At 50.6% G+C, this 24,947-nt stretch carries 19 protein-coding genes and 1 pseudogene; 15 read left to right on the top strand and 5 right to left on the bottom strand.

Annotated elements, in window-relative coordinates:
- Nucleotides 1–14: 14 nt before the first annotated feature.
- A complete protein-coding gene (locus tag PVT68_RS11680) occupies nt 15–632 on the bottom strand; it encodes a hypothetical protein (protein ID WP_280318241.1) in 618 nt (205 codons plus the stop codon).
- A 576-nt stretch (nt 633–1,208) separates the two neighbouring features.
- On the opposite strand from PVT68_RS11680, the gene PVT68_RS11675 reads away from it, so the two are divergent.
- The 14 genes and pseudogenes from PVT68_RS11675 to PVT68_RS11610 all read left to right on the top strand — a co-directional run.
- Nucleotides 1,209–1,571 carry a Flp family type IVb pilin gene (locus tag PVT68_RS11675; RefSeq protein WP_280318239.1) on the top strand — a complete coding sequence of 121 codons (363 nt, stop codon included), beginning with the start codon at nt 1,209–1,211 and terminating at the stop codon, nt 1,569–1,571.
- Between the two features lie 120 nt (nt 1,572–1,691).
- Nucleotides 1,692–3,269 (top strand): Tad domain-containing protein, encoded by a 1,578-nt coding sequence (locus PVT68_RS11670; protein ID WP_280318237.1) that lies wholly within the window; start codon nt 1,692–1,694, stop codon nt 3,267–3,269.
- Between the two features lies 1 nt (nt 3,270).
- Nucleotides 3,271–4,050, top strand: a complete 780-nt coding sequence (locus tag PVT68_RS11665; RefSeq protein ID WP_280318236.1) for a hypothetical protein — start codon at nt 3,271–3,273, stop codon at nt 4,048–4,050.
- Nucleotides 4,043–4,777: a hypothetical protein gene (locus PVT68_RS11660; protein WP_280318234.1), complete on the top strand. Its 735-nt coding sequence runs from the start codon at nt 4,043–4,045 to the stop codon at nt 4,775–4,777. Before PVT68_RS11665 ends, PVT68_RS11660 begins: the two co-directional genes overlap by 8 nt.
- 232 nt (nt 4,778–5,009) lie before the next feature.
- Complete coding sequence (gene cpaB / locus PVT68_RS11655; protein WP_280318232.1) at nt 5,010–5,912, top strand: Flp pilus assembly protein CpaB; 903 nt, start codon at nt 5,010–5,012, stop codon at nt 5,910–5,912.
- A complete protein-coding gene (locus PVT68_RS11650; RefSeq protein WP_280318230.1) occupies nt 5,899–7,206 on the top strand; it encodes a pilus assembly protein N-terminal domain-containing protein in 1,308 nt (435 codons plus the stop codon). Before cpaB ends, PVT68_RS11650 begins: the two co-directional genes overlap by 14 nt.
- Before the next feature lie 2 nt (nt 7,207–7,208).
- Nucleotides 7,209–8,921 (top strand): ATPase, T2SS/T4P/T4SS family, encoded by a 1,713-nt coding sequence (locus PVT68_RS11645; RefSeq protein WP_280318228.1) that lies wholly within the window; start codon nt 7,209–7,211, stop codon nt 8,919–8,921.
- Entirely contained in the window at nt 8,918–9,769 is an 852-nt protein-coding gene (locus PVT68_RS11640; protein WP_280318226.1) for a type II secretion system F family protein, read from the top strand. Before PVT68_RS11645 ends, PVT68_RS11640 begins: the two co-directional genes overlap by 4 nt.
- Before the next feature lie 3 nt (nt 9,770–9,772).
- Entirely contained in the window at nt 9,773–10,651 is an 879-nt protein-coding gene (locus PVT68_RS11635; RefSeq protein ID WP_280318224.1) for a type II secretion system F family protein, read from the top strand.
- Nucleotides 10,652–10,962: 311 nt separating this feature from the next.
- The gene (locus tag PVT68_RS11630) at nt 10,963–11,394 is read left to right on the top strand and encodes a tetratricopeptide repeat protein (RefSeq protein ID WP_280318222.1); all 432 of its coding nucleotides are present in this window, start codon (nt 10,963–10,965) and stop codon (nt 11,392–11,394) included.
- A 2-nt stretch (nt 11,395–11,396) separates the two neighbouring features.
- Nucleotides 11,397–12,212, top strand: a complete 816-nt coding sequence (locus PVT68_RS11625; protein WP_280318221.1) for a TadE/TadG family type IV pilus assembly protein — start codon at nt 11,397–11,399, stop codon at nt 12,210–12,212.
- A 48-nt stretch (nt 12,213–12,260) separates the two neighbouring features.
- Nucleotides 12,261–12,764 carry a hypothetical protein gene (locus PVT68_RS11620; protein ID WP_280318219.1) on the top strand — a complete coding sequence of 168 codons (504 nt, stop codon included), beginning with the start codon at nt 12,261–12,263 and terminating at the stop codon, nt 12,762–12,764.
- Between the two features lies 1 nt (nt 12,765).
- The gene (locus tag PVT68_RS11615; protein WP_280318217.1) at nt 12,766–13,701 is read left to right on the top strand and encodes an OmpA family protein; all 936 of its coding nucleotides are present in this window, start codon (nt 12,766–12,768) and stop codon (nt 13,699–13,701) included.
- An 864-nt stretch (nt 13,702–14,565) separates the two neighbouring features.
- A pseudogene (locus PVT68_RS11610) lies at nt 14,566–14,748 on the top strand (IS256 family transposase); the annotation flags it as partial.
- A 37-nt stretch (nt 14,749–14,785) separates the two neighbouring features.
- On the opposite strand, the gene PVT68_RS11605 reads toward PVT68_RS11610, so the two are convergent.
- The 4 genes from PVT68_RS11605 to uvrD form a co-directional block, all read right to left on the bottom strand.
- The gene (locus tag PVT68_RS11605; RefSeq protein WP_280318215.1) at nt 14,786–15,268 is read right to left on the bottom strand and encodes a hypothetical protein; all 483 of its coding nucleotides are present in this window, start codon (nt 15,266–15,268) and stop codon (nt 14,786–14,788) included.
- Nucleotides 15,269–15,284: 16 nt separating this feature from the next.
- Nucleotides 15,285–19,967, bottom strand: coding sequence for an RHS repeat-associated core domain-containing protein (locus PVT68_RS11600; RefSeq protein ID WP_280318213.1), 4,683 nt, complete (start codon nt 19,965–19,967; stop codon nt 15,285–15,287).
- A 238-nt stretch (nt 19,968–20,205) separates the two neighbouring features.
- Nucleotides 20,206–21,354 carry a TRAP transporter substrate-binding protein gene (locus tag PVT68_RS11595; protein WP_280318211.1) on the bottom strand — a complete coding sequence of 383 codons (1,149 nt, stop codon included), beginning with the start codon at nt 21,352–21,354 and terminating at the stop codon, nt 20,206–20,208.
- 169 nt (nt 21,355–21,523) lie between these two features.
- Entirely contained in the window at nt 21,524–23,752 is a 2,229-nt protein-coding gene (gene uvrD / locus PVT68_RS11590; protein WP_280318209.1) for a DNA helicase II, read from the bottom strand.
- Nucleotides 23,753–24,089: 337 nt separating this feature from the next.
- Here uvrD and hexR point away from each other — a divergent pair, with 337 nt between their 5' ends.
- A complete protein-coding gene (gene hexR, locus PVT68_RS11585; RefSeq protein ID WP_280318207.1) occupies nt 24,090–24,944 on the top strand; it encodes a transcriptional regulator HexR in 855 nt (284 codons plus the stop codon).
- Nucleotides 24,945–24,947 lie beyond the last annotated feature (3 nt).

Genomic DNA, 24,947 nt, shown 5'->3' with positions numbered 1-24,947 from the left:
GGCCGCAGTTGTGGTTAATGCATCGATTGAATAGGGCTAAAACTGTTTCCGACTCGTGAAATCAAGTGAACCAGGTGCGGCAGTTTCCCGGGGAGGGTAATAACCGTCATGGATACCGGGTGACCGGAAAGTGACCGCCCAATATAGAGCTCCACGTCACGAAGACTGCTGTTATAGCTCGCGGTAAAGTTCGCGCGGAAACCCGAAAATCGTTCGAACTCAAACGGTTGAAGGTCTATCTGCGATACATCGAGAACAATCCCGAATTTTTTCGAGGACGCCGATACCGCTTCCATAGCTGCGGTTCGGATTGCCTGTAAGTCATTCTTTAAAACCCATTGCGGGTAGTAACTGAACTCTACGACTGTCGAAGGGTAATAATTACTGGGAGATTCCGCAGTAAACACGGGTGAATTGTTTCCCGTCAGCACATCCCATTGCCACGGAGGATCGGTGTCAACACCCAAGCGAAATAAGTCGCCAACCTGAATAATTTGTAATTGTCTCGACTGAATCGGCGCCGAATCGGCCCGGGAATCCATAGAGCACAACGTCAGTAATACGCAAAACAAGACCGAGTTCAGACGGCGAAATTCTAGAAACCCTGATATCCTATTCATGGAAAAATACATGGCTAGATTTCTGCTACTCGGTACGCGATTGGAAGAACCAGCAATAAAACAATAGCCCCCAACCCCCAACGCCCATGTACTTTACTGACAGATGCGTGATAGCGGAACCGGCTCAACACCAGACAAATAAACCAGACGAACAGATAACAGAAAATCAGCCGTCCAAACAAAAAACCAATCGAAAAATTATCCATAAGTCTTCACTTATTCAATCCATTAATACCCACACCCCAATCATTGGGTGCCGATAATATATTGATATTTCCAAACATTGAAATACGGAGTTTGGATTTGTCGGAATTCATTTATTGGTATCGACAATCGATTAACCTGTAAAACCTAAAATATTGGCACGACCGTCCCACATACGGACAATGGATTACCTCGAGCACAACATTTGGTTATAGCGTTCGCTAACTCGAAACTCCCCGAAAAATAAATAAATGGTACGAATACACCAATTACACATAAAAATAGAAAGTGATATTCATCACAAACAGAAATTTTCTTCTTGCGAACTTTAATTCCAATAGCTAGCTTCGCGGCGTCGCTAATCACGCGACAGCCAGATATCTAATGGAATCAAATGAGCACCAGACCAAGTTCATTAAATTGAAGAGGGATCTAATGTTAATTCGCAGCAAAAAACCGATTCACTTGCGCAGCCAAAAGAAACAGCTGGGCCAGGGCATGACCGAGTACATTATCATCGTGGCACTGATCGCTGTTGCCGCAATCGGGGTTTTCCGCCTGTTCGGCGATACCCTTCGCAACCAGATGGGTGGGCTTGCACAGGAGATGTCCGGCCAATCTGGCACCGCCCAGATTCAGCAAGCACAAGGGTCGGCGAATGAGGCCAGGGATGAGGCGAACACCGAAAAGGATTTATCAAACTACTCTTCCGGCAACCAGACCGGCGGAGACGCTGGCGGTAACTAAGCCCGAAAATGATCTTACCGGTAGAACCCTGGGTTCTGCCGGTATTCATTAAATTTTTGATACTTCGTGGCTCGATAGACGCAAGAGCCACACCATTCGATATTTTGAAACGGATTTCAAATGAATCGTCAGAGAGGGAATGTTATCCCTTATCTGGTGGCGTTGATGATAACGATACTGCTCGCGGCACAATACGTTTTTAATGCCTACCGGATCACCAATGAGACAACCCGCCTGCAGAATACCGCCGATGCAGCGGCTTACAGTGTGGCCAACGTTTACGCACAGAATCATAATTTTGTCGCGCTCTCCAATCGCGCTCTGGTAGCCAACCAGATCACCATGGCACAAGTGGTAACAATGACATCCTGGTCAAGGATGCTAAACACCTTTGCCCAGACCATAAACGATATCGGCCAGTTTATCCCTTATGTGAACTCCGTTACGGGCTACATCGAGAACATTTCTAACAGCGTTCAGTCTGGTATCGAAATCGCAGCGCCGGTTATTGCACAAACAATCGGGCTCTATTCGTTTATGGTCGCCAGACAACAGGAGTTCGCCACGCCCATGGTTACATTGATTGCCCAGGAGATTCTCTCTGAAGTGATCGAGGCTAACGATCCCGATGTGGATTACTCTGCAGCCGAAGTTTCCGTCACTGCGTCCACAGTCGCCCATCTGAGAGAATTTCACGGTCCTAATGACTGTCTCGATGTTTCCGATACCGTACGTAATCGGGGAAATTTTCTCTCGAGTCAGCGCGAAACCGTCGCTCGCTGCCATCAGTTTCGCAATGTCGTAATGGAGTCAAGGGATGGATTTAGCGAGGCGCGAACCTATCGTTTCAGCTTCCCCGGCATGCCCAGCCGAATCACATTGTTCGGAATCCCCGCGGAGGATGTCAGTGGCGTGCCCCTCTGGTCTCGAATTTCCATTGAACGTGCGGGTGAAACCGTTTTGGGTGGAGACACCAACTCGGTAAATCGACGAGCCCCATTTACGTCGTGGAGCGCCATCGACACCATCTCGCTCCACTCGTCGACCCGCTATTGGCGACTCTTTCGCGGCACTCGAACTACTCGCCATCAGGAAAGGGTAAAACTGGGAGTAGGTCATGCCTATACCGGTCCGGAAAATGATGACGGCCACCACATCATTCATGAAAATCAGCCAGCATGGCGAGTCAACCCGCGCGGCTCTGCCTGTACAGACCTCGATTACGCGAATACAAGGCGGGCCAGAAATGATGGTGGCTTTATTCTGATGGATGTCATCGGTCTGAATTGCAACGACCTCGCGAATGACTATTCCGATAGCCTCAACACTTCCGACAATACCGGTCTGCAGTCCTTCAAGAATCTTCGCCAGGAGGGATATGTGGAAATGCAAAGTCCCGCATTTATCTATATCCGGAAATCGGGCGGAAAAATCCAAAGCGCCGCTGAAGTTGCAGGAAACATGAGTGACTCACATGCGCTGGATGAATATCCCGGAGCCGCTGATAACGCCTTTCATGGCGCGGCGGGTTCCGCAGTATTTTTCCGGCTACAAAGTGACAGCTGGATGCGAACAGACACCTTACGACGTGACCGAAGGCTGGAGTTTGGCAATGCCTACAACCCCTTCTGGGAACCACGCCTCGCCAGCATGACAACTGCTCAACGTATAGCGCTTAGAACAGCGGTTGGAGGCTGATATGAAAAAAAACCACGGCCAAGCGGCTTTGGAATTTCTTGTTGCGGCGACCTTCGTACTCGTACCGCTACTGTTCATCATTTCATATCTTGGAAAGACCGGAGATGTAAAGCACCGCGCCTACGAAAGTGCTCGCTATGCAGCCTGGGAGGCGGCGACAACGACAAAAACCCCGTCGGAAATCAATTACGAGCTCAGTCGCCGCGTCATTTCGCAGGATTTCAGCGGAATTGACAGTGTACATGACCGTACCGCCACAGGTACCCGGGATGCAGCACCCGCCCCCCTTTATTTCCATACCGATACAAACGGAATTTACCGACCGATTCTGCAAAAGCTGAGCGGAAGCTTCTCTCAATACACTCTCGCGAACAAAACACCAGACGGCGACGTGTACGGCGCGCGTGAAACGTTTCTCAATAATCCGCTTGTGGACTTCGATCTTGAACAGGATGGGCTCATTAACGCGAGCGTAAACTATCAACTAGCCCAAGAACGAAATCTGCCAAATATTGCGTCGCTGTCACCAGGCGCTAACAACGCACTGTATGCTCAAAACTGGCGTCGTGTCACATTCTCCAGCCTGGAGAATTCACTGGAGGGAGCAGTGCTCGGTGAGCGTGCCTTCGACAATTCATTATTTGATCAACTGGCTCAGTTGGCCTCGGCTGTGGGATTTGAAGAATGGGACGATTTTGAGCCCGGCATTATCGAGCGAGATGTCGTTCCCTGCAGCCGTGTCGTAGGCGGCGGCAACAATCGAGAGGCCGCCTGTGAATAAGTGCATATTATCCCAAGTCGGATACACCGCATTTAGCTATTCAATTCTACTGCTAACAAACCCCGCCCTAGCTCTTGATCTGGTGTTTCCCGATGACGCCCAGGTGAACATTGTCAGTGAGCATATGTCGGTCAACGGCCTGCCTCTTTTAGCCTATGAATTCACCTCTCCGGATGATGGTTCATCTGCACTGAAATTTTATCGAAATCATTGGCAGGAACATATCGAAGACGCCGATACCGAGCAGGCCTATCTCGAAACAACCATCGGTCAGTGGCAGGTGCTCTCGCGCCTCGAGGACGAGCACAATATTACTGTTCAAATCGGAAATCGCACACTGGCCGGATCACAAGTACTGGTCGGTATATCACCACTACCAAAATATCTCGAAAACGGCTTCAAAAACACATCCAACAATAGTCTTCCTGAACTCGGACGAGCATCCATTATCTCGCTAGTCAGATCAACTTCCGGGAATGATGCGTTCGAATCCTACTGGCTGGAGTCCGCAGACAGTGTAGAGAGCACACTAACCTATTATGCAGACTATTACTCCGCGCGACGTTATCAAATAAATAGAAAGCGTGTTGTCGATGAAATCAACCGAAGCACTGAAGCGGCAATGCTGACCGCTGTCGGACCAACTAAAAATATCAGGATAGATGCGATCAAGATGGACGATAAAACCAGATTGATCGCCACCATTACAAAGCAAGCCCAACGATGATCAATAAAAGTTTAGGGCAGTCATTTCCGGAGTACCTTGTTGGACTTCTTGTAGTGGCCGCAGCCTGCTTTACGCCAATACCCCCCCTGGATGATCGCTCGGTCGTCGGGTATCTGGTAGACGCCTTTAAAAAGAATTATCGCGCATACGAGTACGCGATATCCCAGCCCTCAGAAGAATAGCCGGAGCCTGCCAGGTGGGAGTTTTCCTCAGATTTAGATACCCGATCGCTATGATTTTCGCAGTAGCCTGTATTGCAGGTGTGATTTATTTAACGAAATTCTATTTTGAACAAAAAGAACAGCAACTCAGAGACCAAATACGTAACGAACAGAAACTTACCAGGGTTGTAGTCGCAAAACGCAATCTGGCCATCGGAGACCCGATCAATCTGGAAACAATGACTATTAAACACATCCCATTTGAGTATGTTCCCGACGGTGCGATCGTTCCGGACCAATATGCAGCGGTAGAATTCAAGCATTTGCAAGATCCAATGACCGCAGGAAAGCCTCTTCTCAGACAATTCGTGGAAGGTGTTTCGCGTATTGCCAGGTTTTCCGACCTGCTGTCAGAAGGAGAGAGAGCCATCACCCTTGAAGTGGATGGCGTCTCGAGTATTGAGCACATGATCGAATCGGGAGACTTTATCGATCTGGCCGTCCGCAAAAGCAAAGGACAGGAAATAGAGCTCCTTCTTGAGCGGGTAAAAGTGCTTTCCACAGGTAAATTCACTACCGCCGACCCGAAATTTCCGGGAATGTACAAAACCGCACAATACCCAACAATTACCCTCGGAGTCCCCAGTGAAACGGTGCGCGACGTCTTTGCAGCCGACGGCGCCGGTGACCTGGTATTTTTGTTGCGAAACCGTCGCGATGAGATGAAACCCCGCTATGAACTGACTGATAGTGAGCGGAATACTGTGACCGTTTACCAGGCAGGTAATGAAGATAATGGAGTACTTGTCGCGAAAGTGGAGAAAGCTTCTGTCAACGCTGTTCAGAACAACTCAGCAAAGATTGTTCGAAATTCCAACGGACGGCTTGCACAGATTGCACGAGACATACCGATTTCAATCGTAGCTGGACAAGAAGAAAGTATACCGGGAAGGGTAATAGATGAAAGCCTGTAGAAAATTTTATGCGGTAATTTTCTTGCTGTTGGCGTTCGTCTGCAGTGACGTGTTTGCGAAAAATGGAGCCAATAACCTCGCCTTGCATACAGGTGAAGTACACATATTGAACATCGAGGGTATTACCAGAGTAGCAATAGGTAGACCGGATGTGATCAGCTATAAGACCCTGGACAATGGTCAGATAATGATCATTGCGGGAAAGGCCGGCAGTACCAGCTTGCATCTGTGGAGAAATGGCGGGCGCGAGGTTCGCTACTGGGTAGACGTTGAGGATCGCTATGTCTCGGATGATGTCCGCATAGCGCAGATGCTTACCAAACACCTCCCGGCATTAAGGGCATATTCCCTGGATCACAGGCTGGTTGTCGAGGGGGAAATTGACCAGGGAGATATTCCTGTTATTGAAGCCATAAGAGCAATGGTACCCAATACCGTGTTTTTGTTACGTGAACGACCATTCGCCAAAAAGCCGCTGATACGTGTCGATGCATTACTCATCGAAATTGGTAGCAACGATGTCTCGAAGCTCGGCATTGACTGGAACACATCAATGTCGGGTCCAGCATGGGGATTCCATAAAACAATCACTCCGGGAGATTTTATTATTTATGAATCAGATCCAAACGATATCAACGAACAGATCGTCCAGACAGTGCCGATCGGCGATACAAGTTTTTTTCAGTATTTCGGCATCACCTCCCACTTGCTATCAACCATAAACTTCCTGGAAAGCTCGGGTCGAGCGCGCATACTTACCTCTCCAAAATTGACCTCAGCAAGCGGAGAACCTGCGACTTTCCACGTTGGTGGAAGCTTTCCTATACCCGTTATTAACGCCGTTGGCGCAGCGAGCGTACAACGGGAAGATTACGGTGTAATTCTCGAAGTCTTGCCAACTATGTTCGGCGATGACATCAATTTGGAAGTGTCCGTAGACTTGAGTGACATAGATCCTTCAGTTTCCGTCAACGGTGTTCCCGGAACCAAAAATCGGCGCACAGAAACCGTTGTACAACTAAAGCATAATCAGACCGTCGCAATATCCGGGCTATTTGCAACCGCCGATTCCCAGGCTAACAGTGGAATCTCATACCTGAGCCAAATGCCGGTATTGAAGTACCTCTTCGGCGTTGAAGACAGTGATATCGAAGACCGACAAGTGGTTGTGCTTTTGACGCCAAAAATAATCACACCCGGAGATAATGAAGATGTTTTTCTTAGTGATTTTGCCAGGGAAATGATCACAGAATATGAGGCAAAGCTAACCGTCGATGCGGCTCTCAAGGAGTAGCAATGAAGATCATTGTCGAGACACGTAAAGGTACATTAGTCGGTCGCTACCACAGTGAACGTGATCGGTTCATCATCGGAAAGGGTAAAGAAGCACTGATTGACTTGGCAGGCTGGCGTATCGCGAAGCAACATGCGGTGGTGTCAACAACAGATAACCGGATATTTATTGAGGCCGCCGACAAACGCGCCGAAGTTCAGGTAAATAATACCAGGATTAACCAGAAGTACGGGCCGCTCAAAGATGGCGAAAAAATTTCCATCGGTGACTATCTCGTTACCATTGAAGATAGCAGATTACTCGGGAATAACCCGATTTCACAGCCGGACCAGACCTGCAATACCGATGAATCCATTCCGCATGTAATCAATTCATCTTCGCCCGCCACAAATCAAGCCCAACCCCTCTCTACACCGTTGAATCTCGAAGTAGTAGCGTTGGCGAGAGAATGGAAACTAAAGCTACACGCAGGCTTGATAAAAACCATGGACCTCAGACGGACAAATATCTCGAATTTGTCCGTCGACGAGCTGAGAGATTTGTCCGCCGGAATCCTGAAAGAAGTATTGGATACAGAGCACGAATTCCCGGCGGAAAAACTTGATCGGGGAGACATTCTCAAGCAGGTTCTCGAGGAAGCAGTGGGTCTGGGACCACTGGAAGATTTACTGGCCGATCCTGACATCAGTGAAGTGATGGTGAATGCTTACGATGAAATCTATTTCGAGAAGTCCGGTACTCTCCAAAAATCGGAGATTTGCTTCTCCGATGACAGAGCTGTACTGAGCGCCATTGATCGTATCGTTTCTCCTCTTGGACGCAGGATCGACGAAAGTTCACCAATGGTGGACGCGCGTCTTCGTGACGGCTCTCGGGTAAATGCCATTATTCCACCACTGGCGATAAGAGGCCCCTCGATTACCATCCGGAAATTCATGCAGGAGAAGCTCACAATGGAGCACCTGAAGAATTTTGGATCAGTAAATCGAGCAATGATTGATTTTCTGGAGATGGCTGTTACCCAACACCTGAACATCATTATATCCGGCGGAACCGGCTCCGGAAAAACCACCCTGCTAAATGCATTATCAAATTTCATCCCCGATGACGAGCGTATTATTACCGTCGAAGATGCCGCAGAACTCAAGTTGAACAAACCTCATGTTGTCTCCCTGGAGGCGAGACCACCGAATCAGGAGGGTTCTGGAGCAGTGACCATCCGTGATCTGGTTAAAAACTGTCTTCGTATGCGGCCAGATCGAATCGTCGTTGGTGAGTGCCGTAGCGGTGAGGCACTCGACATGCTTCAGGCAATGAATACTGGCCATGACGGATCCCTGACCACAGTACACTCAAACTCCCCCCGCGATTGCATTTCACGCCTTGAAGTTCTGGTAATGATGTCTGGAATGGACCTTCCGGTTACCGCAATCAGAGAACAAATCGCTTCGGCAGTACATTTAGTTGTGCAACAGTCACGCTTTGCTTGCGGCGCCAGAAAGATCACTAGCATATCCGAGATCACGGGAGTAGAGGGAACTACCGTTCAGATTTCAGAAATATTCCGCTATCAAGAATTGGGGTTTGATGCCAACGGAAAAACCAAAGGCTATTTCGAAGCCACGGGTAATGTTCCTGAATTTTACGAGAAACTGGCAACACGCGGGATCCCGGTGGACATGTCGATTTTCAGAGTTCAGGAACGTACGCTGTGAATCCGCTTATTCTCATAAGCATATTGTGTGTCGCTGCGCTCGCAACTTTTTGCTACGCATTGTTCGGGTCCGCTAAAACCGCCGTAGAACAGTACAATAACGACATTAAACACACCGCCAGTAATTCTCTGGCGGAAATGTTTATATTTATCGATGATAAAAAGCTCAAATGGATCAGCTTTGGGGCATTTACATCAATCGTATTAATTTCATTTCTATTGTCCGAATCGGTGCTGATATCACTTGGATTCGGATCCGCGGTCTATTTTCTTCCTGGCATAGCGGTTTCAATTTTACGACGCCTTCGCTATCAGAAATTCAGTAAAGACCTTCCCGACGCTTTGCTGTCAATGTCGAACATGATGCGATCTGGCCTGAATCTATCGGGAGCACTCGGCCTGGTGGTCAAGGAAACGGGAGGGCCATTGAGCCAAGAGTTCGGAATGCTTTTGAACGAGTTAACAATGGGCCGAAATTTCGATGAAGCATTGGACGAAATATATCGCCGGGTTCCAATACCAGATCTCGAACTCGTTGTTGCGGGAATGAAAATATCGCGCGAAGTCGGAGGTAGTCTCGCGGATGTACTTGAGCGACTCGCAGATACAATCCGCAAACGTCTTGAAATGGAAGGGAAGATAAAAAGCCTTACGGCCATGGGCGTACTCCAAGGTTGGGTTATGACCTTGCTACCCATTATTGTAGGTGTGGGTATCTATGCGATTGAGCCAGAGACTATGTCCTTACTTTTTACCGATTGGCGCGGATGGATTGCTTGCTCTGCCGTAGTAATTCTTGAATTTGCAGGATACAAGTTCATAAAAAAGATCGTAACCATTGACGTATAAGTAATGAATCTTGAATTTTATAAATACTGGGTACTCATACTAATACCTATTTCCCTGGTGTTGCTTTATACGTCTATCAGGGGAATTAAAAATGAGATACCTGAGGAGGAACGAGAATACCTGGATCCAGTCCCCAGAAGACTGAGAAAAATATGGCCTCTTGTGAATCTGGTTTCGTTCTATATCGGCGAAAGACTTCCAGTGGAATGGCTGGTGCGCTATCAGAAATCTCTCGTTAAAGCGGGATTGAATTATGTAATGTCGCCCGCTCAGTATTTTAGTCTACAGCTTACGTCAGCCACGCTAATGGCATCGATGGCTACTTTTCTATCGATGATGCTCGGAGCATACGACTACCTATACACCGTATTTGGCGCCGCCATCGGTTACGTCATGCCGATGATGAGCGTGAGGGATATTCGTGTGAAGCGGCAAAAAGATCTTGTCCGCTCACTGCCAATTTATCTCGATTTTTTGACGCTATCGACACAAGCCGGGCTGAATATATCCGGTGCAATCATGCAATCGGTAGATAAAGGGCCAGAGTCACCAATGAAAGTAGAATTCAGGAAATATTTGCGTGACCTGCGCGCCGGAATGTCTCGTGATGACGGTCTTAGAACAATGGCTGAACGCCTCGATATCGCGGAAATTAACGCGTTTGTTTCTGCCGTAATTCAGGCAGAGAAGACCGGTGCGTCGGTGGGAAATACCCTGAAGATCCAGTCTGATCAGCGGAGAATCGAGCGGTTTCAAAAAGCAGAAAAGCTCGCGATGCAGGCACCTGTAAAACTTATCTTTCCGTTGGTCGTTTTTATTTTTCCGACCACTTTTATCGTTATTTTCTTTCCAATTGCGATGAAGTTAATGGAGGCACTATAAATTGAAGCGAATAGATAACAATGGTATTCCAGACCTCTATATCGCTGACACATTCTTTAAGCGCTTGCGTGGTATATTCCCTAAGGCCACTAAAACTTACGATGGTGTCTGGATCAAGCCTTGTAATTCAGTACATACGTTTGCGTTATCCGATTCGATAAACGTCTATTTTATTGATAACAACAATTTCGTTATAAAAGCTTTGATCCCAATGAAAATGAACCGGGCTGCGTTTTGTTTCGGCGCCAGTTCGGTGATAGAAGTCTACAGCGATAGATCTTCTCCAATATGGAAAGTAGGAGACAAAATTGATGTATAAATTACTAATTATCTTTACAACTATCCTCATCGTATCCGGTTGCGCAGGCAACAAGCACAAGACTCTGGCTGAAGATATGGAGCTTGCTGAACATTTTTACAATCGTGCGCTATATAGCGAAGCAGAACGAATTCTTTTGGGGCTTCGTGACACAATGCCAGAAAATTACGACATTCATTTTCGTCTCGGAAACATATATGTGAGGACAGGTCAATTTCCCGCAGCGGAATCAATGTATAGAAAGTGCATAGATTTGAACCCCGAAGAGCCCAAGGGTTGGTATAACCTGTCGCTTTTGCGTGTAAAGCAGGCTATCGCCATTTCAGAGCAGGGGAGTCGAAAAACAGCACTGACAGATGCCAACTACTCACGGCAATTTGTAATGCTGCGTGAGGGCCTTATTACGGCAATTACCGGCAAATAGCGATGCTACCTTTTTTACGTGACCAGAAAGGCCAGGCTCTGCCAGAAATGCTGATCGTATTTCCGATCGTTGTTATTCTCGTAATGGGAATTATACAGGTATCTCTTCTGTATAGAGGAAAGGCAACCCTAAATAGCGCGACTTTTCACGCTGCGCGCGCCGGAGCCCTTAACCACGCGTATCTTTCCTCCATGCGATCGGCATTTTTTCATCGGATGGCTGCGCTTGGTCATGTTGCTGACAGCCGTAAAACAGCAATCACTGAAGAAATGTATGATGATCCGGACCTTATTTCTTTAACCGCGATGCGCACAGCGGTGGAAACTTCGCATCTTTATGATCCTGTAAAACTGGAATGGCCCACAAAGGCTGTATTCGATCACTTCGCGGTACGCTATCGACAACTAGAGGCTTGCTCGGGAAACAACTGCCCGTTTTCAAATTTCGGCGGCCGCTTTCGGGTTAGCAATAGTAGTGGTGTGTTCCAAATCCCACACGAAAACCTCGATGCACGTATAAATACTGTACAAACTATAGACGGTGGAAATGTCGACCTCCAGGATGCAAACCTGTTGCGGATACGAAGTATGTATTGTTACGACCTGGAAGTTCCTGTGGCCAATTTTATTATCTGGCGTACATTGCGAATGAGCCAGTCTACTGATCCAGATTGGCAGGTCTGCGAGACTCTACGTCAAACTTATGGTAATTCGAAATACCTGATGCCTCTCCGAAGCTATAGTGTCGTGCGAATGCAATCAGGTATTCGCTGCGAGGGCGATGAGCAGCAAGGACGTAACTGCCAAAATTTACATTAAGTCATCTCATTCGGTCTCTCTTATCTCAGCACAAGAATCTTGATTGATATGAATATAGTTAAGCCTTCTATGCGATATCTGTTATTTCTTTTATTCATTAGTTCACATGCAGAGTCTTCCGGCATTTTGGAATCGGAAGATTTTATCGACCGCCAAACAAAGTTTGTTCGCGAATTAGAAAAGCTTGGCTCAGAAATGCAACAACATGTCCAGGAAGAATTCAATAGAGTAATGTCCATTCCCGACTACGTTATTGACTATAGAAATCCTTCGATCAGAGCGCGAACACATGTACTCATACTCAACGCCATTCGCTTCAAGGAGGAAACACTTAGTAAAGTTAAAAAAGACGATAATCGTCTATGCCAAAAAAAAATTAGCGAGTACCGAACTGGTGAACTATCGGATTTGAAAGAGATTCTCAATCGTTACATCGAAGATGAACATCATGTTTTGTTTCCAGTGCTGGTCGCTGGGTATGCGAAAAGCCAAGGCAGGCTTATTCATGCATTGACCACATGCGAATACTATAAAGAGATAACTTTAGATTAACATGCATATTTTCAACACATTTATCGCCATTTTACTTTACACATTCTCCACGTTGGCATACGCAAGCTCTGTTGAACATAGTTTACTAAAGCGTTTTCCGGCTTCAAAACTCTTTAGCACAAACCATCTCTATCATGCGGAACTCCCTCTACCTGCAGATTCGGTTTCGTATCGAGATAGCAAAGAAGATGATGAAGGTTACTATTCGGAAAAATTGCTTACGGTTTCCGGCGAGCTAACCACTTTCGTACATGACTTTAGTAAACAACACACGAGTGAGTATCTTTATAAAGAGTTTCTTGAATCACTTACCGACAGTAATTTCGAAGTCCTTTACAAATGCGAAGCGGAAGATTGCGGTGACATAACTGGCTGGAAGCTTTTTCTATCTGAACACGTTTTTGGTAGTGAATTGAGTCAAAAATATATTCTGTCACGGCGACAGGATTCTGACGGGAAGCACTGGCTTGTACAATTTTATGCGATTGATCTCGATGGGGAACCTCGTACCGTATTGAGGTTCATAGAGGTAGATTCCGTACCCGAGTTGGATATCGTATTTTCAAATGATATCGAAGGCGCTCCAAATTTTTCAGCGTTCAAGGCGTTGCCTCAGGAGATCGCTCCAATATACTTTGAATTTGATAAGGCCGATTTGACGGAGCAGAGTAGGTTTACAATTGGCAGCATGGCTGATGAAATCTTGAAATCTCGTGCAACGAAGATTCTTATCACCGGGTATGCCGACAAAAATGGGCCTAGTTGGTATAACAAACTTCTAGCGACCAGAAGGGCAGAAACACTTCGTGACGCTCTTAGACAATATCCTGAGTTATCTGCTCTTGATATATCAACGTATGGATATGGAGAGGTCGACAAGGAAAACGTGGTTTCTCCTGATTCGATGCAGCGACGAGCTAACGTATTTTTCAGATGACGGCTACTCACGTCGCTTTAAAACCCCCAACCAAGTGCGCCGCTCGCTTCGTCAAGTCAATTATTTTCAAATATTGTAGCGGCGTTCATGGCTATATTTTGACTCCTTTATAACTCCAACGCCCCACCGCAGTGCTTCGTCGGCAAACAAGAAGATAAATGCATACTGACTGTCACTCCGTCAACCGTTTATGGAATTCGTCAATTGGAATCTATCGAAAAATCTATTTTTGTATTGCTAGATATTGTTCCAATCTGGCTTAGGGGTATCCTAATTTTGTGTTGCGGAATTCTTGCCAAACGTAAAAGCAGAAATATATTTGTATGGTTAGCGCTTTCACTTATCAGTGGTGTTTTTGCATTCATTCTTATTGCGCTACTTCCTGCGCTTTGCCCTTTGTGTAAAAACAGGTTACGGGTTACTGACGGGAAGATTTGTCTAAAATGCGGACAACCCGTTCATTTGAATAGTTATGATTTGTAATTATTGTTTGAATACGAGAAATATGACCATTGAGTGATCTGGAGCTTTGACTCTATTTACGAGAACTTTCATCAGATTCTGTCAATGTTAAATAGATGACACAGAATTCTGAACACCCTCGTCAACGGCGGTGATGTAGAGGATTTCGCCTCAGTTGTTCTGCACTTCGCTGAGTTGGCGGGCGTCGTTGCAGTGGTAACACTGCCTTTTGCTTCGCCGAACTTAATTTAATGTCGCGTCTTGTTTGGTGTCAGAATGTTACTCCGACCCCGGTTTTAACCCCGGTTTTACCCCGGTTTTCTTACTCCGACCCCGGTTTTCCGGTTTTCCGGTTTTCCGGTTTTCCGGTTTTCCGGTTTTCCGGTTTTCCGGTTTTCCGGTTTTCGCAAGTTGACCAAAACCAAGGGCGGCTTCGCCAGCGAGAACGGCTTACTCAAGCTCCTGTACGCCGGTATACTCAAAGCCTCTGAGCGCTGGACGCACCCGATTCAGAACTGTAACCTGACGCTGTCGCGGCTCTCGATCCACTTCCCTGAGCGACTGGAAAAACACATTAACCTATGAGGCTATTGGCTGACACAGAGTTTTGAACACCCTCTGTTTATAGCTGGCTAAAATTAAAAATCGACTGAATAGTAAATTTAGTTGAATTTTCATTATTCTCATCCATCCCCTCTATTGCTAAAGTAGCGTGAATATCTCTATCTATGGGGAGAGTTTTCGGGCCTATTTCGTTCGTATAGTAAAGGCATGGATTTTTTCCATACAGAATTATATCTGGAAGTTTAGTAGGCTCCATCAGAGGGTCATCTTCAAATCCCAAGCAATTAACTTCCCAATATACGTCCTGAGACGAATCTGTACTCTTGAAGATTATTTTCCTAATAAGATATTTATCTTTCTTAAACATAAATTCCGACTCAATTTTTTTCTGCAAGTTGGTGATAGAAACTTCTCCATCCTCAATTTTTGCGTCAACGAGAATATATCCAGAAGAGGGCGGTATTTTATAGCAAGACACGAAAATGCAACCCAAGAATGGAAACAGCTTTTTCCATTTTTTTAGATTTAAAGCAATGTTCATACGATAATGTAATTTCTTAATCACGCTTTCCGTTTTTTTTCGCTAAATAGTTGGGATCATTCAAAAAGTCTTCCAGCGCGACCTCATAGTCAAATAGTGTGTACAACTGGAGGTAGGTCTGAGACCCCCAATCAGCTGTCAAGTATCCATTTCTCATGAAAAAAAAGTCCATTATCAGATTTCCTTGAGCCTCTAATGGCTGGTCATCAAATCGACCATCCTCAGTGCATATTCTGCTACCTATTACATATTCATAGTCTCTCTCAACCATACCTCGGCCTATAACACTTTCCCCACTCTGATACTGCCATACATGCGTCATTTCGTGGATAAATAGTCCTTGTAGCGACAGCCCAGATTTTGAAAAATCTTCCCTGTAGCTTTTATTTTCCGGATGAAAATATATTTTCCCAGAAGGGGCCATAGCTCTATTTCTTGGAACAGGTATTATTCCAGCAAATCGCTCTTGCCGTATTTCTACTTTTTCATATTCTATAGAATCACCAAAAATACTCTTGGCTAATGTAATCTCACCTTGAGTTAGGGCTCTCAGTCCCAGGTTATCAAAAAATGAGAGCGGGCTCGCCCCTACATAAGCGAATATATTTAGACCGCCATTTAACCCTATCGGATCACTCTGAATATAACGCCCCAAGCCAGGGTCGTAATCTCTGAAGTAGTTGTAATGTAGCCCGGATTCCTGATCGTAGTATTGCCCCGGGAATCTCAGGTTAATTGTGATTTGGTTTTCTTTGCTGGATGTTGATTTTTTCATCGGCACACCGAACGCATCACTTTCCCAGCGCCAGGTGATGTTATTGGTTTTGTCGGTTCCTGCTCGCGGTGTGTTTAGGTGGTCGGCATGGAGATAGGTGATCGCCTGATTTTCGTTACTATCTTTGATGTGTGCTATCGGAGTTGAACCCAACCAAAGATAGTGGGTTTCTTTTGTATCTACCGCTTCTTCTATTTCGATTTCCTGTGTCAGCTGGGTGGTGAGTAGGTACTGGTAGTAGATGCGTTTTGATTCTGTTTGCTTAACTGTGCGTTGACCATTCCCGGTATAGCGGTATTCGGCGATTTGCTTCCCATTCTTGAAATAGGCAGCCAGCCGGTTTTTCTGGTTATGCCGGTGCTCTTCCAGATCTCCTTCTTCATTTAGCTGCAATCTGACATTGGGAGACTGGAGCGGCGGGTTCTCAAAGCTTTCGCTTGCTGATGTCGGTACAGATTTCTTATTTTTGTATTCGCTTTGTTTGGGTTGATGTAGATATTTTACTTGGCCCCATTGTGTCAACCGGTTGCCAGTTTCGTATTGGTATTCTGTTAGTTCTCCGTTATGCGTCTTGGTGAGGCGGTTGCCGACACCATCATAGGTATAACCGGTGGTGTAGCTATTTTCTGGACTTGAGGCCTGGTGCTCCTCGCCGGTCAGTCGGTGCAGGTCGTCGTAATCGTAGTCGGTTTTCTGCCTCTGGCCCTGTTCGATTTTTTCAATCTGGGTGATGTTGTTGCTGGTATCGTGCTGGTATTTTTGTTGCCAGAGGATTTCCTCGTCATCGGTGAGCCGGATTTCGGTAATGCGTCCATCCAGGTCGCTTTCCCGGCGGTAGTTGAGGCCGTTACCGGTTTGCCATGCCTTGGGTCCGGCAAATGCTTGGTATTCGATGTCATCCAGGATGGGGTGTTTTTTACCGGTGTTGTCGATGTAGTCGACGGCGGTGATACGGTCTTTTTTATAGTGGTACCTTGCCTGGGCACCGTTGTTGTACTGGATATATTCGAGGGCGGCGGTGTCGTTGTAGCCGTAGCGCAGGATCTGGGTGTCACTTTCGCTGGGATTGTCGTTGAAGGTACGGATTTCGGCGGTGGTCTGGCCGTGGTCGTTGTACTGGTAGTCGGTCTGGCTGTGGTGATCGATCAGGCTGGTGAGTTTGCCGATGCCGTTGCCGTGGATGTCGTCGCGCTGGTCGTACCGGTACTGGCTGTCTTCGGTTTCCCCAGGATAGTCGGCGTGGGTGAGGCGGTTGAGGTGGTCGTAGTGCCAGAGGGTGTGGTTCGGGTTTTCGCCGCTCTGCTGGCGAATGATGTTGCCGGCAGGGTCGCGCCAGTAGGTGCTTTCGCCGGTGGAGTCGCTGCCGCGCCAGATGACTTCGCCGAAGCCGTTGTGGATATAGCGGGTTTTGCTGCCCTCGGCGTCGGTGACTTGGGCGACGGGGCCCTGGAGGCTGTATTCAATCTGGGTTTTGCCCTGCAGGGCGTCGATGCTGGTAACGAGTCGGTCGAGACTGTCGTAATGGCGCTCGCTGGGGTTGTCGATTCCTTGTTGAGTGACGGTTTTGATCTGGCCGGTGCGGGTGTAGCCGAATTCCGTGTGCTGGCCGTAGTTACCGATGATCTGGTGGACCCGCCCGAGGGCGTCGAGCATGCGCTGGGATTTGCGCACCAGCTGGCCGCTGGCATCGTAGATTTCCTGGGCGGTCCAGTTGCCACTGATGTCACCGGGGGTGATGTAGAGGGTTTCGCCCCAGTTGTTGTTGACTTCGGTGAGTTGGCGGGCGTCGTTGTACTGGTAGCGCTGCCAGCTGCCGTCGGCGAAGGTGATGCGCTCCAGGGTGCCGTTGGGGTTGTGTTGGAAGGTGGTGGTGATCTCTTTGTCTGAGCTCTGCTTGGTAAGGCTTTGCAGCCGACCCTGGTGGTCATAGCCGAGCAGGATGTTCAGGCCGTTGGCGAGTTGCGCGGAGGTGGGATTGCCCTGCGCGTCATAGCCGTCGATTTCGGTGGTGTGGCCGAGGGGGTTGGTGACGCGGGCGATCTGTCCCCGGTCGTTGAATGTGTAAACGTATAGATCGTCACGACCATCCGCGTCCGGCGCCCTTGGGCCATCAATCGTGAGACTGGCGAGCACTCCGGGGAGGTTCGGGTTTTCGGTGTAGTCGTAACTCCAGCTGCGGGTATCGCCGTAGGTACTGTAAGGAAAACTCTGCTGGCTGATGTCGGTTTGGGTGGTGCTGACACGGCGGCCGCTGGGGTCGTAGCGGTGGTCGACCTTGAGGTAGCTCTGCCATTGCCCTTCGTGAAAACGGCTGTGGGTCACTTCGGTCATCAGCGGCAGCTCCGGGTGCCACTGGCGATCGACACGGCGGCTGCCCTCTGTGGCGACCCACTGGCCCTGTTGTTGCACTAGGCCGTCTTCCTCCAGTTCCACTAGTCCCCGCGGGTTGCGCTGCAGGCGCAGGGCGTGGCCTTCACCATCGACCGACAGGGCGAGAAAGCCGTGCTCGTCGTATTGGTGATTTTCCCGCACGTCGGGACAGGTGGGGGTTGCCTTGCCGTCGACGCGCACCAAGCGGCGGTAGCCCGGGCGGGCCGGCTCCAGGTGATAGGTGGTCTGCAGGCCCATGGCGTTGGTGGTAGTGACGGTGCCGTCTTTGTTGTAGGCGATTTTTATCTGATTGGTGTTGTCCCCGTGGCGACTGAGGGTCGCGCGGCCGAGGGCGTCGTAATCCCAGGTGGCGAACCGTTTGTCGTCAGCGTCGGTGATGCCGGTCAGGGCGTGGGGGAATTTGGAGTGTTCGTAGTGGTAGGTGGCATCGCTGCCGGCCAGCACCCGCGAGAGGGATTGCCAGGCGCTGGTATCGGTTTTCCGGTACCCGCTCAGGTTGCCATGGGTATCGTAGTCAAAATACAGGCTCTGCTCGCCGGGGAGGGCGACGCGCTCGAGTGTTCGGGATGCGCCGTAGTAAAACTGGAGCGCCGGGCCGCGGTTATCCTCGACCCGCTGTAGCAGACCACCCTGATAGGTGAGGCTGTGCCTGGCACCGTCTATGTATTGCACCGACTGCAGGCGGCCGCCTGCATCGTAGTCTTCGGTGGCGCCTTGCAGGGTGGTGTATCGCCAGCCGTTGTCCGTTCGGGCAAGTCGGTCTACGACGCCCTCGGCCTGCCATTGCTGGTTGTCGAAGGTAAACCGGTAGTAGCTGCCGTCATCCCGGAAGGCGTGTACCACCTGCGTATCGCTGTCCTGCTGTTCACTATCCTGCTCGATATCCAGACGCCGCTGGAAGCTGTGTCCCCAGCCATGGCCCAGGGTGCGGGACTGATCTTGCTGCAGGCTGTTGTAATAGCGGGTAAAGACCAGCGGGTTGTTCAGGTAATGGCGATAATCGGTTTCCGCCTGATGCTTGTTGCCGTTGCCAAAGTTGATCGGGTTGCCGACAAAGGTGTTGGTGGGGGCAGCGCTCGGGAAGGCTCCGCCGTCGCCGCCACCGTCTGACATGCACATACCCAGGCCGCCGCCACCGGTGCCGGGGGGCAGGGGATTGCTGACGGGTGGCGGGGAAATCGGGTCCTCACCGGGGTCGAGGGGATTGCCCGGGTCTGCAGGATCTCCCGGTTGTGGGTTCGAGGGATCGCCGGGGTCTGCGGGGCCACTGGTAGGCGGATTGCCCGCGCCACCCCTGACCGGCGGAAGTGCTTCCTCCGCTTCCGGATAAAACCATCCCTTGTAATAGTTCGAGGCAATTTGCTCGGAGGCCTCGGCAATATGCTCCCGTACCACGCCGCCATACTGCTGCACGCCGATTGCGCCCATGAGTACGCCGATGGAAATAATGGGGAGATATTCTGCGAGGGCGGCACCGCGAATTTTTCGGAACGAAAAACGGAACCCTTTTGACAGAAAAGAGTAATTGCGCACGAACACATCCTTGTGTTTTCTAAACAGGTCGCGTTGTGTCACAGCGTGTGACAAAGAGGCTGCGAACTTAGAGAACTGGATGCCAGTCAGGTGTGCGCAGTTTCACATTCTCTGAGATTGGTACGTAACTAAAGACGAAGAAAATCTAATTGAGACGATCGTGTAACGTATTTTTGTTCAATTCAATACGCTAGTACAAAGTACCGTGAAATTAACCAGGTGCTCTGCGAGCATCCGTTTATTCGGCACTTATTTCTCGCGTCTCGTAATAGGCTTCTTCACTAATCCGATGGTAGGGAATCACCTGGGATTCAAATTCCAGGAAAGCGTTGTAGACACGCTTGAACTGGGGATCCTTCGCCGCCGTTTCCTGCATGATGTGTTGATTGATTTGTTTTAAATGTGCGATGACATCGTCCGGCAGCTTGCGCAGCTCTATTCCGTGTTCTTCCACCAGTTCTTTCAGCGCGCGGTTGTTGCGCGCGGTGTATTCGTCGAGCATGTCCTGGTTGGCGTCGCGAGCGGCGGTGCGGACGATGGCTTGCAGATCCTTCGGCAATTTTTCGAACGCGGTTTTGTTGATGATGATTTCGAGGATGGAACCCGGTTCATGCCAGCCTGGGTAATAGTAGTATCTGGCAATCTGGTGAAACCCAAACGCCAGGTCGTTGTAGGGTCCGACCCATTCGGTTGCGTCGATCACGCCGGTCTGTAGCGCGGTGTAGAGTTCGCCACCGGGAATCGTGACGGCGGTACCGCCGGCGCGGTTCAGAACCTCACCGCCCAGTCCCGGAATGCGCATTTTGAGGCCCTTCAGATCCTCGACGGAGTTAATTTCCTTATTGAACCAGCCGGCCATCTGCACGCCGGTAGAGCCGCCGGCCATCGGGATCAGATCAAACGGCTCGTACAATTCTTCCCACAGCGCCAGTCCGCCGCCGTAGTGCAGCCAGCCATTCATTTCCTGGGCGTTCAGGCCGAAGGGTACCGCGGTAAAAAACTGTGCAGCGGGGAGTTTTCCCTTCCAGTAATAGGCCGCGCCGTGGCCCACCTGCGCCGCGCCATCGGATACCGCGCCAAACACGCTCATCGCGGGTACCAGTTCACCGGCGCCGTAGACTTTGATCTTGAGGCGACCATCGGACATTTTTGCCACATTTTTTGCGAAACGTTCGGGGGCACTGCCGAGGCCGGGGAAATTTTTCGGCCAGGTGGTGACGAGTTTCCACTCGAAGATCTGCTGGCCTGAGCTTTTCAGCGACTGGTCTTTGAGGGTGGACACGGTTTGTTCCTGGTCGCTGCGCGAGACGACGAGGGCACCGAAGGTAAGGACCAGCAGGGCGAGCAGGCCGAGGATTACGGCGGGGTACCAGTTTATTTTTTTCATATCCGTTTGATTTTTATTCTTTGTTTTATTCCGTCATCCCGGTACCGGATCGAGTCCGGCATGACAAAAGCATCCGGGATCCAGTGGGAATGGCAGGGTATTTGAGGTTTCTGCCGATCCTGTGGTTTCTGGATCCCGGCCTTCGCCGGGATGACAGTGTCGATACTACTTACAGGGGCTGCAGTTTCGCCATGGATACTACCAACCATTTACTGCCGGCATCGTCGAAGTTGACTTGCACTCTTGCACGCGGGCCGCTGCCCTCGAACTGCACCACGGTGCCTTCACCGAACTTGGCGTGGTCGACGCGGCCACCCAGTGCCAACGGTGGCAGATCGTCGTCAAATTCCGGGGCGGCATCGGAATAAGGGTTGATACCTCCACCAAATTTACCGTAGTTCGGCTGAAATAGCGGCTTGGAAATTTCCGTCTTGAGTCGCACCTCATGGATATATTCCACCGGGATTTCACTCACAAACCGCGACGGTTTGTTGTAGGTCTCGCTGCCGAACAGGCGGCGGCTTTCCGCGTAGGTGATGTACAGCTTCTGCATGGCGCGAGTGATGCCCACGTAGCAGAGGCGGCGCTCCTCCTCCATACGCCCAGGCTCCTGGGCGGACATTTTGTGCGGGAAGAGGTTTTCTTCCACGCCGGCCATAAATACCAGCGGGAACTCCAGGCCCTTGGCGGAATGCAGAGTCATCAACTGCACCGCATCTTCAAATTCGTCCGCCTGGCCTTCACCGGCGTCCAGCGCGGCGCTATCGAGGAACTGGTTGATCAGCGGGATTTCTTCCTCATCCACTGCCTCACCATCGGGATCGACGGTAGGGATGCCGTCGAAACTGCGGCAGGCGCTCACCAGTTCCTGCAGGTTTTCCACCCGGGTCTGGCCCTTCTCACCTTTTTCTTTGCTGTGGAAATCGATCAGGCCGGTCTGCTCGATGGCCAGCTCGGCGATATGGTCGAGGGTTTTATCGGTGCTCTCTTCGTCGAGCGCGTCGATCAGGCTGAGGAAGTTGGCCAGCGCATTGCCGGCGCGGGCGGCGAGGACTTTCTGTTGCAGCATTTTGGCGGCCGCGTCCCACATGGAGCTACCGTGCTCTCGGGCGAATTCCCGCACAAGATCCACGGTGCGCGCGCCAATGCCGCGGGTCGGGGTATTCACCACACGTTCGAACGAGGTGTCGTCGTGGCGATTGGTGATCAGGCGCATATAGGACAGCGCGTTCTTGATCTCCATGCGCTCGTAGAAGCGCTGGCCACCGTAGATACGATAGGGGACCTGTTCTCGCAACAGTCCCTCTTCCAGCACCCGCGACTGGGCGTTGGAACGGTAAAGGATCGCGATGCTGTCGCGGCGGTTGCCGTCGCGCACCCAGTCCTGAATACGTTCGACGATAAAGCGCGCTTCGTCCTGTTCGTTGTAAGCGGAGTAAAGGGCAATCGGCTCGCCCTTGTCGCCTTCGGTCCACAGTTGCTTGCCGAGGCGGCCGGTGTTCTGCGCAATGACCGCGTTGGCGGCGTTGAGGATAGTGCTGGTGGAGCGGTAATTCTGCTCCAGGCGCACCGTCTGCACCTCCTTCAGATCCGCTTCGAAGTGCTGGATGTTCTCGATCCTGGCACCGCGCCAACCATAAATGGACTGGTCGTCGTCGCCCACCGCGGTGATATAGCACTGGTCGCCGGCCAGCAGGCGCAGCCAGGCGTATTGAATGGTGTTGGTATCCTGGAACTCGTCCACCAGGATATACGGGAAGCGGCGGCGATAGTGGGCGAGGATGCCGTCGTTGTTCAGCAGCAGTTCGTGAGCGCGCAGCAGCAGCTCGCCAAAGTCCACCACCCCGGCGCGCTGGCAGGCCTCTTCGTAGGCGCTGTAGATACGCACCATGGTCTGCAGCCAGGGGTCGCCGGTGAGCTGGATATACTGGGGGCGAATGCCCTCATCCTTCTGTGCGCCGATCCACCACTGGGTCTCCCGCGGAGACCACTTCTTGTCGTCCAGGCCCAGCTCGTTCTGCACCCGCTTGATCAGGCGCAGCTGGTCGTCACTGTCGAGAATCTGGAAATTCTGCGGCAGCTTGGCCTCCTGCCAATGGGCGCGCAGCAGGCGATGGGCTAGACCGTGGAAAGTGCCCACCCACATGCCGAAGGTATTTACCCCCAGCAGCTCCTCGATACGCCCGCGCATCTCGCGCGCGGCTTTGTTGGTAAAGGTCACTGCCATAATGGAGTAGGGCGACGCCCCCTCCACCTGCATCAGCCAGGCGATACGGTGCACCAGCACACGGGTCTTGCCCGAGCCGGCGCCGGCCAGAACCAGTTGATTGCCCGGCGGCGCCGCGACGGCTTCGCGCTGGGGGTCGTTGAGGGGGTCTAAGAGTTCAGATACGTCCATGGGGGCGGATTGTATCAGGGGTTGTGGGGAACTGTGGATATAAACAGGGGTTTCCTGGATTTGTTGGGCACGCTGCGCTTTGATTCGCGCCTTCCCTGGCGCTCACCCGATGGGCGCCTACGGCGTCCAAATCGGCGATCCTGCCGATTTGTGCCCAACTACCGGCGTCCCGGGGTTACCTCTAATGGTAGGAGCCTGCTTGCAGGCGAACAGCACGGGACTTTGCAAATGTTCGCCTGCAAGCAGGCTCCTACAAAGTCGGGGACAGAGCGGCAATGCTCGCCAGCACCCCGCCATGCCGCTAAACTGCACAGCTTGAACCACAGAAGGTGTAGTCGTGAAGCCAGCGGAAGTCACGCAGAAGATCAGCGAGCAGCTAAGCGCCATGCGCAAATCAGAGCGCAAGGTTGCGGAATATATCCTCGCCAATCCCGGTGAAATCATTCATATGCGCATTGTCGATCTGGCCACGGAAGCCCAGGTCAGCGAGCCGACCGTGGTGCGTTTCTGCCGCGCGGTAGGCTGTTCCGGGTTCCAGGAGTTCAAGCTCAACCTTGCCCAGCAGCTGGCCTCCAGCCCCAGTTTCGGCCAGATTGCGGTAACCGAAACCGATACCATCGCCGAGTACAAGCGCAAGGTGTTCGACTCCACCGTCGACACCCTGCTGAATGTACGCGACAAGATCGACAACCGTGCGCTGGAGGCGGCCATCACCGTCATCGCCGCGGCCAAACGCGTCGAATTCTTCGGTTTCGGCGCCTCCGGTGCCGTCGCCGCCGACGCCAAACACAAATTTTTCCGTCTGCAACTTGCCGCCGCTGCCCACTCCGATCACCATATGCAGAGCATGTCCGCGATGGGCATGGAGCCCGGGGATGTGGTAGTTGCCATCTCCCAGAGCGGGCGTACCTCATCACTGCTACGCTCGATGGAAATGGCCAAGGCCCAGGGCGCCACGGTAATCGGCCTGGGTCCCAGCGGCTCTCCGGTCACTCGCCAGGCCAGTATCCCCCTGGAGGTGGATGTGGAGGAAGACATCGAGCTCTACACCCCGCTGTCCTCCCGTATCGCCCACCTGGTAGTGATTGATGTCCTGGCCATCGGCGTCGCCCAACGCAAGGGGCCAAAACTGCAGGAGCACCTGCTGAAACTGAAGAAGGGGCTGTATAACCTTCGTGAGGAAAAGCACTAAACA

The organism is Microbulbifer bruguierae (genome assembly GCF_029869925.1).
In the GTDB taxonomy this organism is placed as follows: domain Bacteria; phylum Pseudomonadota; class Gammaproteobacteria; order Pseudomonadales; family Cellvibrionaceae; genus Microbulbifer; species Microbulbifer bruguierae.
Note: the sequence above shows the minus strand (reverse complement) of the source record. Positions and strands in the feature narration are given on the sequence as shown.